Below are 14,886 nucleotides of genomic sequence, written 5' to 3'. Positions count from 1 at the left end.
CAGCTGGGGCGGACTGGCGCTGGCGCGTGGTGCGGTAGGTGCTGCCGAAGCGGCGATGATCCCCGCGGGTCTGAAAGCCAGCTCTGAATGGTTCCCGGCAAAAGAGCGTTCTATCGCTGTCGGTTACTTCAACGTGGGCTCCTCCATCGGGGCGATGATTGCTCCGCCACTGGTGGTGTGGGCGATTGTGATGCACAGCTGGCAGATGGCGTTCATCATCTCCGGTGTGCTGAGCTTTGCCTGGGCCATGGCGTGGCTGATTTTCTATAAACACCCGCGCGACCAGAAAAAGCTGTCTGACGAAGAACGTGACTACATTATTAATGGTCAGGAATCCCAGCATCAGACCGACAACGGCAAAAAGATGTCCGTCTGGCAGATCCTGGGCACCCGTCAGTTCTGGGGTATCGCCCTGCCACGCTTCCTGGCAGAACCGGCCTGGGGTACGTTTAACGCCTGGATCCCACTGTTCATGTTTAAAGTTTACGGCTTTAACCTGAAAGAGATCGCGATGTTCGCCTGGATGCCAATGCTGTTTGCAGACCTGGGCTGTATCGTCGGCGGCTACCTGCCACCGCTGTTCCAGCGCTGGTTTGGCGTGAACCTGATTGTGTCCCGTAAGATGGTGGTCACCATGGGCGCCCTGCTGATGATCGGCCCGGGTATGATCGGCCTGTTCACCAGCCCTTACGTGGCTATCGCCCTGCTGTGTATCGGGGGCTTTGCTCACCAGTCTCTGTCCGGTGCGCTGATTACGCTCTCGTCCGACGTGTTTGGTCGTAACGAAGTCGCCACCGCCAATGGCCTGACCGGGATGGCCGCCTGGACCGCAAGTACCCTGTTTGCGCTGGTGGTCGGCGCGCTGGCGGATACGATTGGTTTCAGCCCACTGTTCGCGGTACTGGCTGTCTTCGACCTGTTGGGTGCGGTGGTTATCTGGACGGTGCTGAAAAGCAAATCCGCAGATGAACTTGCGAAAGAGTCCCTCGGGGGACCGGCGACGCAGAGTTAGCGTTGTTGTGCCGGGTGGCGGCTCCGCCTTACCCGGCCTACAAAATCCAATAAAATAGTAGGTCGGGTAAGCGTAGCGCCACCCGGCAAGAACGACGCAAAAGCCGCCTCCGGGCGGCTTTTTTGATGGCGAAATCTGGAGACTGGCACGCAAAAGTGGTATAACAAATCATTCGCCGTACCCTGCCTGGAGCGCATATGGAAATCACCGAATCACGTCGTTTATATCAACAACTTGCCGCCGAGCTGAAAGATCGCATCGAGCAAGGGGTCTATCTTGTCGGTGATAAACTTCCCGCTGAGCGTTTCATTGCGGATGAAAAAAGCGTCAGCCGCACGGTGGTCCGCGAAGCCATCATCATGCTGGAAGTGGAAGGGTATGTTGAGGTACGCAAAGGTTCCGGCATTCATGTGATTTCCAGCCAGGCGAAACACTCCCCCACCCCGGACGAAAGTCTGGAGTTTGCCAGCTACGGTCCGTTTGAGCTTCTCCAGGCTCGCCAGCTGATTGAAAGCAACATTGCGGAATTTGCTGCGACGCAGGTGACCAAGCAGGACATCATGAAGCTGATGGAAATCCAGGATCACGCGCGTAAAGAAAAATGTTTCCGCGATTCTGAATGGGACCTGCAATTCCACGTCCAGGTCGCCCTTGCGACTCAGAACACGGCGCTGGCGGCAATCGTTGAAAAAATGTGGACTCAGCGCGTTCACAACCCGTACTGGAAGAAATTGCACGATCATATTGATTCCCGCACGGTAGATAACTGGTGTGACGATCACGACCAGATTCTTAAGGCCCTGATTCGTAAAGATCCGCATGCGGCGAAACTGGCAATGTGGCAGCATCTGGAGAACACCAAACAGATGCTGTTTAATGAAACAAGTGATGACTTTGAATTTAACGCTGACCGCTATCTTTTTGCCGATAATCCGGTCGTTCACCTCGATACCGCGACCAATCTCGCAAAATAACGCCCCGAACTGCTGGCAGGCGCACCGCCGCGCCTTCCGGCCAGACAGGGTAAGAAAACCTCTATAGTGTCAGCCTTTGTAAAATTTCTCGCTCCCCTCCGTGGCTTACGCCAAAATCGTGTTTCCCCTCAAATTCTGTGACGCAGAACGTCGGGCTTTGTTACAATTGGATTCACTTCGTTATTTTGTAAGTTAGTGCTTGCTAACCAGCCAATTAACAGGGAACAGTGTTGGCCACACATCAATGTGTCCGCGAGCGACCATAATGAAATCATAACAATGTCGCCGTGCTGTATTTCCCGAATTACAGGCGTGACGTTAACCGATTTCCAGGAACACTGAATGGAACTTTTGACCCAACTACTGAACGCCCTCTGGGCTCAGGATTTCGAAACGCTGGCCAACCCGTCCATGATTGGCATGCTCTACTTTGTATTATTTATGATCCTGTTCCTTGAGAACGGTCTGCTGCCTGCTGCCTTTTTACCGGGCGACAGCCTGCTGGTGCTGGTCGGGGTGCTTTGTGCAAAAGGGGCAATGGCTTTCCCGCAAACGGTCCTGCTTTTAACCATTGCCGCCAGCCTGGGCTGCTGGGTGAGTTACATTCAGGGGCGATGGCTGGGTAACACGCGAATCGTTCAGAACTGGCTTTCGCACCTTCCGGCCCATTACCACCAGCGAGCGCACCACCTTTTCCATAAGCATGGGCTTTCCGCCTTGCTGATCGGCCGCTTTATCGCATTCGTACGCACCCTACTGCCCACCATTGCGGGCCTGTCCGGCCTGAGCAGCACGCGCTTCCAGTTCTTTAACTGGATGAGCGGCTTGCTGTGGGTGCTGATCCTGACCACGCTCGGCTACGCGCTGGGTAAAACGCCGGTCTTTATGAAATACGAAGACCAACTGATGTCTTGCCTGATGCTGCTGCCCGTCGTTCTGCTGGTGTTTGGCCTGGTCGGGTCCCTGGTCGTACTGTGGAAGAAGAAATACGGAGCCAGGGGTTAACGATGGTTATCTCCCCGCTCGCGCTGCGCCGCTTCTCTTACGCCATCGTCGCGCTGATGATGTTCAGCGCTCTTATCCTGCTGTGGTCTGCGCTACAGCATCAGGAGTCGACGCTGGCTATCCGTCCTGTGAGCCAGGGAACCAGCGTGCCGGATGGTTTTTCCATCTGGCATCATCTCGACGCAAACGGGATCCGCTTTAAGAGCATCACGCCGCAAGACGATGTACTACTGATAAAATTTGACTCCAGTGCGCAAAGCGCCGCGGCGAAAGCCGTGCTGGACCGCACGCTGCCGCAGGGTTACATCATTGCGCAACAGGATGATGACAGCCACGTCGCCTCCTGGATGTCACGGTTACGCGACACGTCGCATCGATTTGGTTAACGACTAATATTCCGAATATTTTCACCTACTTTGGTGAAACTCCCGTTTACTTACTATGCTTAAGTACGCGGAGCACCCCTCAGATGTTCTCCGCTTAGTTCTGGAACACGGCTTACGCCGTAACACAATGGAAGGTTTCTATAATGAAATACCGCATCACCCTGGCTCTGGCCCTTTTTTCTTTAAGCACAGCTTCCTTCGCTATGTCTCTTTGTCAGGAGAAAGAACAGGATATCCAACGCGAAATCAGTTATGCCGAAAAGCATAACAATCAGCACCGGATCGACGGACTGAAAAAAGCGTTGCGCGAAGTGAAAGACAACTGTACGGATAGCAAGCTGCGTGCCGATCATCAGGAAAAAATCGCTGAACAGAAGGACGAGATAGCCGAGCGCCGTCAAGACCTGCAAGAAGCGAAAGAGAAAGGTGATGCGGAAAAAATTGCCAAGCGCGAGAGGAAGTTGCAAGAGGCGCAGGACGAACTGAAAGCGCTGGAAGCTCGCGATTATTGAGTTAACGGAAATCTCAACAGGAGAGAATCATGTCAAAAGATACAACTTCAGAAAATCTGCGCGCTGAACTGAAATCCCTGGCGGACACCCTGGAAGAGGTGCTGAACTCTTCTGCCGATAAATCGAAAGAAGAAGTCAGCAAACTGCGCAGCAAAGCGGAGCAGGCACTGAAAGAGAGCCGTTACCGTCTGGGTGAAACCGGTGATGCACTGGCGAAACAGACCCGCGAAGCGGCTGCGCGCGCAGACGAATATGTACGTGATAATCCATGGACGGGTGTGGGTATTGGCGCCGCAGTGGGTGTGGTGCTGGGTGTCCTGCTGACGCGTCGTTGATTATGGAAGATCCACGTCACGCACAAGGGCCTGCTAAAAACGTCCTCGGCATTGGCCAGCGTATTCTTACGACGCTGGTCGGGATTGCCGAAACGCGCGTCCGGCTTGCGGTAGTGGAGCTGGAAGAGGAGAAAGCCAACCTCTTCCAGATGCTGCTCATGCTTGGGCTTACGATGCTCTTTGCCGCGTTTGGTCTGATGAGCCTGATGGTGTTAATCATCTGGGCTATCGATCCACAGTATCGTCTGAACGCGATGATTGCGACTACCGTGGTTCTGCTGGTGGCGGCGCTGATAGGCGGTATCTGGACCCTGCATAAAGCGCGCACGTCGACCTTCCTGCGTCATACGCGCCAGGAGCTGGCCAACGACCGCGCCCTGCTGGAGGATGATAAGTCGTGAGCGACAAAGCCGAACGTCAAAAGCGGAAAGCGTATCTGTTGAGCCAAATCCAGCAGCAGCGACTGGATCTGTCTGCCAGCCGTCGCGACTGGGTTGAAGCCACGCATCGGTTTGACCGCGGCTGGAACACGGTCCTGAGCCTGCGTTCATGGGCGCTGGTCGGCAGCAGCGTGATGGCGATCTGGTCGGTTCGGCATCCTAACATGCTGATCCGCTGGGCACGTCGCGGCTTTGGCGCCTGGAGCGCCTGGCGTCTGGTGAAAACCACGCTGCGACAGCAGCAGTTGCGGTGAAAAAAGCAAAACGGTAACCCTGGTTACCGTTTTTTGTTTTTGCCCCCTCTCCCTGTGGGAGAGGGATGGGGTGAGGGCACCAGCCCGCACGCTCCCTTACTCAATATCTTTGAAGAAGATTAACAGTTTTCCTTGCTAACAATTGCCATCCGCCCCGTTTACACTCCTCTCCATCGACAGCAAAGACGCGGTATCTACCCGAATTTGCACGCAAATAACGTTTAGCCGCTGATGTGGTTTCCTGGAGAGTAAAATGAAAAAATTAGAAGATGTTGGTGTACTGGTAGCGCGTATTCTGATGCCAATTCTGTTCATCACCGCAGGCTGGGGCAAAATTACCGGCTATGCGGGCACTCAGCAGTATATGGAAGCGATGGGCGTGCCGGGGTTCCTGCTGCCACTGACCATTCTGCTTGAGTTCGGCGGCGGCCTGGCAGTGCTGTTCGGTTTCCTGACCCGCACCACGGCGCTGTTCACCGCAGGCTTTACCCTGCTGACCGCGTTCATCTTCCACAGCAACTTTGCGGAAGGCGTGAACTCCCTGATGTTCATGAAAAACCTGACCATCGCGGGTGGCTTCCTGCTGCTGGCTATCACGGGCCCGGGTGCCTACAGCATCGACCGTCTTCTGAATAAGAAGTGGTAAGCAGGCTATACTGATTACATTCAAAGCGAGGAGACATCTCCTCGCTTTTGCTATCTGACGGAGGAGAAAAAAATGGGACAACTCGTAGACGGCGTCTGGCAGGATGTCTGGTATGACACCAAATCCACCGGTGGACGCTTTAAGCGCTCTGTTTCGGCCTTCCGTAACTGGCTGACCGCCGACGGCGCACCCGGCCCGAGTGGCGAAGGGGGCTTTGCGGCGGAGAAAGATCGTTATCATCTGTATGTTTCTCTCGCCTGTCCGTGGGCGCACCGCACGCTGATTGTGCGCAAACTTAAAGGCCTCGAATCGTTAATTCCGGTTTCGGTGGTCAACCCGCTGATGCTGGAAAACGGCTGGACGTTCGACAGTGACTTCCCTGCCGCGACGGGTGATGAGCTTTATCATCACGATTTCCTGTATCAGCTCTATCTGCGCGCCGATCCGCACTACACCGGACGCGTAACGGTGCCTGTGCTGTGGGACAAGAAAAACCAGACGATCGTCAGCAATGAATCCGCTGAAATCATTCGCATGTTCAATACCGCGTTTGACGCACACGGTGCCCGCGCCGGGGATTACTACCCGGTTGAGCTGCGCGAGAAAATTGACGAGCTGAACGGCTGGATCTACGACAACGTCAACAACGGCGTCTACAAAGCGGGCTTTGCCACCAGTCAGGAAGCGTACGACGAAGCGGTCGGCAACGTGTTTGGATCCCTGGAGCGCCTGGAGCAGATCCTCGGCCAGCATCGTTATTTAACGGGCGATCGCCTCACTGAAGCAGACATCCGCCTGTGGACGACGCTGATCCGCTTCGATCCGGTATATGTCACCCACTTCAAGTGCGACAAGCATCGCATCAGCGATTATCTGAACCTGCACGGTTTCCTGCGTGACATCTATCAGATGCCGGGGATTGCGGAGACGGTCAATTTTGACCATATTCGCACCCATTATTTCCGCAGTCATAAGACCATCAACCCAACGGGCATTATCTCCATTGGCCCGTGGCAGGACCTGGATGAACCGCACGGGCGCGACGTGCGTTTCGGATAATTATTTAGGGAATCAATTGATTCCCTTTTTTAATTCACAGCATACATCTATCCTTACCTCGATCGCTTAGAAAACAAGTGATTGACTGATTAAGAGGCAAGGAAAAATGGACTGGTATTTAAAGGTACTGCGCAACTATTTTGGTTTTGGTGGCCGTGCCCGCCGTAAAGAGTACTGGATGTTCGTTCTGGTGAACTTCGTCCTGATTATGGTGCTGGGCATTGTGGACAAGATCCTCGGCTGGGAACGCGAGGGGGGTGAAGGCATTCTCACCACCATTTATGGTGTGTTAGTTCTGCTGCCTTCATGGGCCGTACTGTTTCGTCGTCTCCACGACACCGATCGTTCGGCGTGGTGGCTGCTGTTGCTGTTGATCCCGCTTATCGGCTGGATCGTGATTTTGATTTTCAACTGTCAGAGCGGAACGCCGGGCGAAAACCGCTTTGGTCCGGATCCTAAGGCAAGCGCGTAAATTCTGCCCGGTGGCGCTTACGCTTACCGGGCCTACGCTTATTTGTTGTGGTGGGCAAAGAGCTTGGGAATTTCACGCAAACACCACGATTTGGCTTCGCCCATGCTATCGCGACGCCACGCCATAATAATATCCACTTCGCTGGTGTATTCCGGGCTGACGACGCGCAACCGCCCTTCTGCAATGTCCTTTTCAACAAACGGGTACGGCATAGTCGCCACGCCCAGCCCCGCCAGGAGCGCCTGTCGCTTATCTTCCAGCGACGTTACCGTCAGTCGCGGCTGTTTATCCAGCAACTGTACCGTTAACACCGGGCGCTCTCGGGCGGTATCCGCGACCGCCACGCCGCGGTATTTCACGCGCGTGACCTCAGAGAGCGGCTCCGGCTCCTGATGGATAGGGTGATCCGGCGCGGCGACGTAGACGTTCATCACGCTGTAGAGCTTGCGCGAATTGATTTCTGACGATGAGCGGAAATGCATGTCTGGCGCAATCACGATATCCGCCCTGCCCGTCTCAAGACGCTCCCATGCCCCGGCCAGCACCTCGGTGATGATCGAGAGCTGGGTATTGGCTTTCGCGGCCAGTTTGTCCACCAGCGGAAACAGCGCTTCGGTGGGCACCAGCGCTTCGGTCACTAACGTCAGATGGGTTTCCCAGCCGCGGGCCAGCGCTTCGGCATCGGTCGTCAGCTTATCCGCCGCTTCCAGCAATACGCGGCCGCGCTCCAGCAGCATCCGCCCAACGTTGGTGAATTTTGTTCGATGACCGGAGCGATCGAAGAGCACAACATCCAGCTCCTCTTCCAGCTTTTGCATGGTGTAGCTCAGCGCAGACGGAACGCGCCCCAGTTCATCTGCCGCCGCGGCAAAACTGCCGCGCCTGTCAATCGCGTCCATGACGCGAAGCGCCTCAAGCGTCAATGCTCTCTCTTTAGCCATCTCGTTCTCATTCAGGAAATTTGAACATACCAGGCAGAATATCTGGCTAACAATGCAGCGTCCATACCTTTACCATTGATTTAGTGTAAAAAGAGGTCAAGTTTATGATTACGACAAGAACAGCGAAACAGTGCGGACAAGCCGATTTCGGTTGGTTGCAGGCCCGCTACACCTTTTCCTTTGGACACTACTTTGACCCTAAACTCCTCGGTTACGCTTCACTGCGTGTATTGAATCAGGAAGTGCTCGCCCCGGGCGCGTCCTTCCAGCCGCGCACGTACCCGAAAGTCGATATCCTGAACCTGATCCTGGAAGGCGAGGCAGAATACCGCGATAGCGAGGGCAATCATGTACAGGCGAAGGCTGGCGAGGCGCTGTTAATTTCCACGCAGCCAGGTATTAGCTACAGCGAGCATAACCTCAGCAAAGATAAAACGCTGACCCGCATGCAGCTGTGGCTGGATGCCTGTCCGGAGCGGGAAAATCCGCTGGTGCAAAAGATCGATCTGAAGGGCGATCAACAGCAGCTGATTGCCTCGCCAGACGGCAGCAAAGGCAGCTTGCAGTTACGCCAGCAGGTGTGGCTGCACCATATCGAACTGAAAAAAGATGAACAGGCGAGCTTCCAGCTTCATGGCCCGCGAGCCTATTTGCAGTCCATTCACGGAACGGTGCATGCGGTCACGCATACGGAAGAGAAAGAAGCGCTCACCTGCGGTGACGGGGCGTTTATTCGTGACGAAGCGAATATCACTCTGGTTGCCGATACGCCGCTGCGCGCGCTGTTGATTGATTTGCCGGTTTAAGATCAACACGCCCCTCGCTCGATCGGTTCCCTCTCCCTATGGGAGAGGGTTAGGGTGAGGGGTAACGGATTGGATTAGATCACAACACCTTACTCGCCATAATCTCAATGATCTGCCGGTCCGTCGCCTGCATTGAGCGGCACGCCAGAGCGCACAGGTTAGAGATCGACTGTTCCACGTCGTGCGCCACAATCCCCTCGTTACCCGTCACCGCAGTATCATCCAGCGCCATCATCACGGCTTTCCAGGCGCTGGTGACGCTGGTCGAGACCTTCATTGCACAGCTGTTAGAAGCCCCATCGCAGATCATCCCGCTCACGTCGCCGATCATACTGCCGATCGCCATGGCAATGGTCTGGTAAGATCCGCCCATCAGCCACGCCATCCCCGCCGCTGCCCCCATTCCGGCGGTTGTCGCCGCGCACAACGCGGACAAGCGCGGAAGCTGGTAATGGATATAGATAGCCGACAGATGCGAGAGCATCAGCGCCCGCGCCAGCCGTTCGTCATCAGCCTGAACGTGCTCAGCCACCACCACTACCGGCATGGTGGCGGTGATGCCCTGATTCCCGGAACCCGAGTTGCTCATCGCTGGCAGCGTCGCGCCTCCCATGCGGGCATCCGAGGCTGCGCTGGTGCGGATAATAATGTCTGAACCCAGATCCTGCGCCATCCAGCCGCGTGCGCGCTGTTTATTGAGCGTCGCGCCAATATGCAGCCCCCAGTTGCCACGCAAACCTTCGCGGGAGAGCGCATCGTTCAGCCGCCCCGCATCGAGGATAAAGCGGATCGCGTCGAACGGCACCTGCTCCACAAACTCAAGGATCTGTGACAGCGTGGTGGTCGAGAGTACCGCCAGCGGATCGTCGTTGTTCTGGCTCTGACGATCGTCAAGCCTGAAGCACGTTTCGCCCTGACAAACTACCTCCACCACGCGAGTGTGCCCGCCAGCGATGGTCACCATCGCCGAGGATTCACCGGCGTAAACGCAGGCGCGTGAATAAAGGATCTCATCGCACGGCTCCTGCAATTTTACCTGCACCAGACCCGCGTTCAGCAATGCTTTGGCGCGCGTTAGCGCCTCGGCCGACGCGTCTTTCAACACCTCCAGCCCGGCGTGTGCATTACCGCCTGTCGCCCCCAGCGCGGCCGCGATGGGTAAACCGACCATACCGGTGCCGGGCACCGTTACGCCAAGCCCGTTTTTCATCAGGTTCGGCGATACCCACGCCTCGATACGCGTTACCTCACCGGAAAGCTGTCCGGCAGCCATCGCACACGCCAGCGCCAGCGAGACGGGTTCGGTACAGCCCAGCGCAGGCTTTACCTCTTCCTGCACGGCGCGAATAAAATGGTTCCATAAAGGATTAATTTGCTCAGACATCGTTACGACCTTATTTAACCTCATGAGAAGGCGAGGAAAGGAGAAACACAAAGCAGCAGCCCGGTAATTACGATAATTACCAGCGATACGCCTTTATATTTATGAAGTGCGGGCACTTTGTAGACCAGCCACGCCGGAATTAAGCAGCCCACCATCCCGAAAATAGGGCTACAGATGGAGGTGAAGCTCAGCACCGGCGCGTTTAATACAATCGCGCTCCAGGCCAGCAGGATGGCGAACAGCATAATCCCGCGCTGGACGGCATTTTCATTGATTTTTTCCGCCGGCATTTTGCGGCGCAGGATGTTCATTACGATGCCCTGCGTCGCCTCACGAAAGCCGAGATAGACGCCAAAGAACGCGGTCATCACGGCGAAAATGTTGAGGATCACGCTGACGATTTTGACCCAGCCCGCACCGTCACCGCTGATGAACTGTGCTGCGATTGCCAGGGCGGAAATATTCTGCTCGTAGGCTTTTACCGCCTCGTCGTGCCCCATCGCCAGCGTAAAGGAGACCGCGTAGAAAAAGACCGTCACAAACAGCACGCCAAAGGCGATATTCATTGCCCGCAGCGCTTTATGACGCGCCACCTCTACGGATTTTTCCCGTGAACGATAGGAAATCACCATCGGGCTTAAAGTCTGAATAAACAGAATGGAGGTTAAGGTGAAAGGCAGCGTAATAATGGCGTTTTTAATCAGCAGCCCCATCGGCGGCAGCATACCGACGTTGGCTAAATGCCAGAGGCCAATCATCGAAAGACCCAGCGCCGCCACTACAAATAATTTGGTCAGCACCATCAGGCTGGAGACTTTAAACAGCAGTTTTTCTCCGCGCGACGAGATGGCGACCAGAATGCAGATCAGGAATAAGCCGTAGAACGGATTTTCCGACAGCAAACCGTCGGTTACGCCGAAGGTGTGCAAATAGGAGGCGCTGTCGTTGGTGATAGCCGTGGAATAGACAAACATCCAGATCACCAGCATCACGAAATAAAGCGCACCCAATAAGATGCCCCAGTTTTTACCTAAATAACCGCTAATGACGCTCGGGTAATCTTTGCATTCCGGTGATTCCGCCAGCGTATTAATAAACAGGCGCTGGAACAGGTACATAGCCGGATAACCAATTATCGACGAGAGTAAAAACACCCACAGCCCCATTAACCCGACCTGCACCGGAAGAAAAACGATGCCCGCGCCGATAGCCATCCCGATACTCATGATGACCCAGCCCGTATCGGTGCTGTCAAATTTGATCGCCTCTCGCCATTCGCTTTCGCTCATTCCCGCCCGCCTTGCCGCAGGGGAATCACTCACAATCACACTGCTGTTTGTTGCCATATTCATTGGGCACTCGCTTATTTTGTAGGGTAACTGGTTGTTTTTATAAGATTCCGATCGCCAGCGATTGCGAGTCAGAAGGTGCAGGTGTGAGTTATTGGTATGGGGAGATCATATCCGGAGAGCGGGAGAAAAAAGTCACAAGTTTAATGAGGCTTTTCTGCGTTTGGAGGAAAGTTTTCTTATGTCGGAGTTATTTGGGCATCATTTTTCTAAAAGTGACGGCGATCAACCTACAAATATCTCGCATCTGATCCTGAAGAAAATCGCTCTACATTCGCATTAACCATATAGTTACTGCTTTGCTTATATTGTCAACTTAGTCAGTACATCCATATATCCAATCAAGCGCGGATAGAGAGATGCCAGTTTGAATATTCTCAACTTCAAATATTCATATGGTGAATTGTTCCTTCTTATTTGCGCAGCAAAAAGGTCCCCCTTTTAAAAAATTACGTTATTTACAACAAATTTGCGTTATGTAACTATCGCGTCGTTTATTATCCACAGTAAGATAAAGGTCTTTGTTATGGATAACTGGCTGGCGCTCTTCGACGGACAGACCCGTTACACCCTGGACATTACGGACTCCCGCGTCACGCCCGACGTGCTGCGGTTTAAGGGCCGCGAGGCGCTCAGCGAGCCCTTCCGATGGACCATCGACTTCACCACACCGCAGGATAACCTCACCCCCGAAGAGGTACTGATGAAGTACGCCACCCTGCGCATGCGCAGCGGGAAGGCAGTGCACGGCATCATCACCCGTCTGGAGTGGCTTTCCACCACCGCCGACCAGTCGCATTACCAGGTGGAGCTGAGCTCCCGTCTGGCACTGCTCAGCCGCAACCGCCAGTGCCGCATTTTCCAGCACCAGTCCGTACCGGAGGTGGTGGAGCAAGTGCTGCGCAGACACGGGCTGGAGGGACCTGATTTTGACTTCCGCCTGGAGCGCACCTACCCGCCGCGTGAAATTATCACCCAGTGGCGGGAAACGGACCTGGAGTTTATCCGGCGCATTCTGTCCGAGGTGGGCATTTACTGGCGCACGGAGATGGACGACGTGCGCGGTCTGGATACGTACATATTTGCCGACAGCCAGCTTAACTACCGGTTTGACGTGCGCCTGCCGTACCGCGAGCCATCGGGCCTGTTTGACGGCGCGGCGGAATCGGTCTGGGATGTGCGGACCTGGCACAGGGTTGCCACCGGCACCGTCGCCACGCGGGATTACAACTACCGGACAGCCACCACGCCGATGGATGCGACGGTCAGTGTGCGTAACGATGCGGTCACCACCGGGGAACATTACCGCTACGCAGCGCCTTACCGTGACGCAGGTGACGACACCAGCCCTGAGCCGGAAACCGAATCCGGCGCTTTTTATGCCCGCATCTACCACGAGCGGGAGCTGAACAAATCAGCCCGCATCCACCTGTTCAGCAACGCCTCACACCTCGCGCCCGGGCAGGTGCTGGAGCCGCAGGGCGATGTCATTACGGCCCTGAAAGAGGGTGTTGTCCTCACGCTTGTGACCTTCCGGGGGGCCCGTGATTCCCGCCTGCACGTGTCGGTCCGGCGCATGCCCTACACTGAGCGCTACTGTTTCCGCCCGGCGGAAATTTCGCGCCCGGAAATCCACGGCACGCTTCCGGCGCGGATTGAGAGCCGGGAGAAGAACGACATTTACGCCCACCTGGACGACCAGGGCCGCTACCGCGTCAGGCTGGACTTTGACCGGAACGATGCTGAACAGGGTTTCGCATACCTGTGGCTGCGGATGGCGAAACCGTATGCCGGTGACACGCTGGGCTGGCACACGCCGCTCACCGACGGGACCGAAGTGGCGATAGCATACAGCAACGGCGACATCGACCTGCCGTACATCGCGTATGCGCTGCACGACTCGGAACACCCCGACCCCGTGACCCGCGACAACCACACCCGCAACGTGCTGCGTACTCCGGCGAACAACAAGCTGCGGATGGAGGATAAGCGCGGTGAGGAGCACGTCAGGCTCGCCACGGAGTACGGCAAGACGCAGCTCAACAGCGGGCATCTGGTGGACGCGCAGGAGCAGCACCGGGGCAAAGGATTTGAACTCCGGACCGATGAGCACGGCGTTATTCGCGTCGCAAAGGGGCTGTTTGTCACCGCGGACGGGCAGCAGAAGGCCGCAGGCGGGGTGCTGGAGATGAGCACGGCACTCAGGGAGATCGACGTCTGCCTGAAACAGCTTCAGCAGCTGGAGATGGCGGCAGAGCACGCGCAGGCGCTGAAGGCGGATATCGACAGCCAGATACAGATGTTTGAGCAGCGCCTGAATCCCCTTAACGAAACCCTGCTGTTCTCTGCCCCGGAAGGCGTTGCCGTGACCAGCGGGGAGCACATGCAGATGACAGCCACAAAAAACGTCGCCGTTAACGCCGGAGGGGATATCAGTGCCGGTGTCATGGGCAACATGACGGCGCTGTCGGGGGAAAAGCTCGGGCTGTTTGCCAGAACGGGCCAGCTGAGCCTGAAAGCCAGTGAAGGCCCGGTGGAGATGCAGGCGCAGAACGGGAGAATGCAGCTGTTCGCGGAGAAGAAGCTCACCCTGTCGTCTGCGAGTGACATCACGTTTGCGGGCAAGAAGCGCATCACGCTCATCGGGGGCGGGAGCTACCTGCGGCTGGAGGCCGGGAAGGTGGAGTATGGTACGACAGCGACCTACCTGCGCCGGGTGAGAAGAACGATGAAAACCGGACCAGCTTCATTGCCATTAAATTTGCCTTTAATGCCCCTGGTCGACCTGTTTACCTCCCGGCTTGCAAACCCGCCAGCGGGAGCTTCGCAGGAACAGGACAAGCCACAAGAACAGGATAAGACAAAGCTGAAACCTGTGCTCCGTATTTCAGACGCTCCAGGAATCAATGGGGTAGTTCAGCCTGGCTGTAAATGGCAGATTGTTCTGGCAGATTCTTATATGCAGGCCGTTACAACGGATGAGGTACTGATGAATGGACAATCTGATTCGGAGGGGCAAGTATTACAGTCAGAAGACCAGCAATATCAACTAACTGAACTGGCGAAACAAAATGCAAACCAGTTATGGCTGGTTGTCGGTCATCGGGCCCACCGTCTCTATTTCAATGTGATTCCTGCTGCCACTGATGAGGATGTAAAAGATTTTTGTGCGCAGGATACGATGGGATTCCATCGTATCTTTAACCGTATTTCCGGAAATATACTTCCGGGCGAAAAACTGAAACAGTGTATAAAGACCGAGCAGCAGGTGAGCGGAGTAATGCTAGAGTCACTCAGGGAGAGTAAATAAA

Annotated in this window: 16 protein-coding genes; 13 read left to right on the top strand and 3 right to left on the bottom strand. The window is 55.4% G+C overall.

What is annotated here, in order from left to right; translation table 11 throughout:
* From DD606_RS01545 to DD606_RS01490, 11 genes are all read left to right on the top strand, one after another.
* Positions 1-1,012 (top strand): MFS transporter (locus tag DD606_RS01545; RefSeq protein WP_129258098.1); only part of this gene is annotated, 1,012 nt, incomplete at its 5' end.
* Between the two features lie 197 nt (positions 1,013-1,209).
* Entirely contained in the window at positions 1,210-1,986 is a 777-nt protein-coding gene (gene exuR, locus DD606_RS01535; RefSeq protein ID WP_003862635.1) for a transcriptional regulator ExuR, read from the top strand.
* A 342-nt stretch (positions 1,987-2,328) separates the two neighbouring features.
* Positions 2,329-2,991 (top strand): DedA family general envelope maintenance protein YqjA, encoded by a 663-nt coding sequence (gene yqjA, locus DD606_RS01530; protein ID WP_003862638.1) that lies wholly within the window; start codon positions 2,329-2,331, stop codon positions 2,989-2,991.
* A 2-nt stretch (positions 2,992-2,993) separates the two neighbouring features.
* Positions 2,994-3,377 carry an EnvZ/OmpR regulon moderator MzrA gene (gene mzrA, locus DD606_RS01525; RefSeq protein WP_003862640.1) on the top strand — a complete coding sequence of 128 codons (384 nt, stop codon included), beginning with the start codon at positions 2,994-2,996 and terminating at the stop codon, positions 3,375-3,377.
* Positions 3,378-3,520: 143 nt separating this feature from the next.
* On the top strand, positions 3,521-3,889 hold the full coding sequence (locus DD606_RS01520; protein ID WP_003862642.1) for a DUF1090 domain-containing protein: 369 nt from the start codon (positions 3,521-3,523) through the stop codon (positions 3,887-3,889).
* A 29-nt stretch (positions 3,890-3,918) separates the two neighbouring features.
* Positions 3,919-4,224, top strand: a complete 306-nt coding sequence (locus DD606_RS01515; RefSeq protein ID WP_003862645.1) for a YqjD family protein — start codon at positions 3,919-3,921, stop codon at positions 4,222-4,224.
* Between the two features lie 2 nt (positions 4,225-4,226).
* Positions 4,227-4,625, top strand: coding sequence for a phage holin family protein (locus DD606_RS01510; RefSeq protein ID WP_003862647.1), 399 nt, complete (start codon positions 4,227-4,229; stop codon positions 4,623-4,625).
* Positions 4,622-4,918 (top strand): YqjK-like family protein, encoded by a 297-nt coding sequence (locus DD606_RS01505; protein WP_003862649.1) that lies wholly within the window; start codon positions 4,622-4,624, stop codon positions 4,916-4,918. Before DD606_RS01510 ends, DD606_RS01505 begins: the two co-directional genes overlap by 4 nt.
* A gap of 253 nt (positions 4,919-5,171) precedes the next feature.
* Entirely contained in the window at positions 5,172-5,564 is a 393-nt protein-coding gene (locus DD606_RS01500; RefSeq protein WP_003862651.1) for a DoxX family protein, read from the top strand.
* Positions 5,565-5,636: 72 nt separating this feature from the next.
* Entirely contained in the window at positions 5,637-6,623 is a 987-nt protein-coding gene (locus tag DD606_RS01495; RefSeq protein ID WP_003862653.1) for a glutathione S-transferase family protein, read from the top strand.
* A gap of 106 nt (positions 6,624-6,729) precedes the next feature.
* Positions 6,730-7,095: a DUF805 domain-containing protein gene (locus DD606_RS01490; protein WP_000384149.1), complete on the top strand. Its 366-nt coding sequence runs from the start codon at positions 6,730-6,732 to the stop codon at positions 7,093-7,095.
* 38 nt (positions 7,096-7,133) lie between these two features.
* On the opposite strand, the gene yhaJ is transcribed toward DD606_RS01490, so the two are convergent.
* Positions 7,134-8,036: a DNA-binding transcriptional regulator YhaJ gene (gene yhaJ / locus DD606_RS01485; RefSeq protein ID WP_045335772.1), complete on the bottom strand. Its 903-nt coding sequence runs from the start codon at positions 8,034-8,036 to the stop codon at positions 7,134-7,136.
* A gap of 104 nt (positions 8,037-8,140) precedes the next feature.
* On the opposite strand from yhaJ, the gene DD606_RS01480 reads away from it, so the two are divergent.
* Positions 8,141-8,842, top strand: a complete 702-nt coding sequence (locus DD606_RS01480; protein ID WP_045350488.1) for a pirin family protein — start codon at positions 8,141-8,143, stop codon at positions 8,840-8,842.
* A 79-nt stretch (positions 8,843-8,921) separates the two neighbouring features.
* On the opposite strand, the gene DD606_RS01475 is transcribed toward DD606_RS01480, so the two are convergent.
* Both DD606_RS01475 and DD606_RS01470 read right to left on the bottom strand, forming a co-directional pair.
* Positions 8,922-10,226: a serine dehydratase subunit alpha family protein gene (locus tag DD606_RS01475; RefSeq protein ID WP_022651889.1), complete on the bottom strand. Its 1,305-nt coding sequence runs from the start codon at positions 10,224-10,226 to the stop codon at positions 8,922-8,924.
* A gap of 20 nt (positions 10,227-10,246) precedes the next feature.
* Positions 10,247-11,578, bottom strand: a complete 1,332-nt coding sequence (locus DD606_RS01470) for an amino acid permease (protein WP_022649483.1) — start codon at positions 11,576-11,578, stop codon at positions 10,247-10,249.
* A gap of 523 nt (positions 11,579-12,101) precedes the next feature.
* On the opposite strand from DD606_RS01470, the gene DD606_RS01465 reads away from it, so the two are divergent.
* Positions 12,102-14,885 (top strand): type VI secretion system Vgr family protein, encoded by a 2,784-nt coding sequence (locus DD606_RS01465; protein WP_129258096.1) that lies wholly within the window; start codon positions 12,102-12,104, stop codon positions 14,883-14,885.
* Position 14,886: the final 1 nt, after the last annotated feature.

The sequence above is a fragment of the Enterobacter cloacae complex sp. GF14B genome, assembly GCF_004136805.1.
GTDB classification, from domain to species: Bacteria; Pseudomonadota; Gammaproteobacteria; order Enterobacterales; family Enterobacteriaceae; genus Enterobacter; species Enterobacter hormaechei_C.
This window is presented reverse-complemented; position numbering and strand designations above follow the sequence as displayed.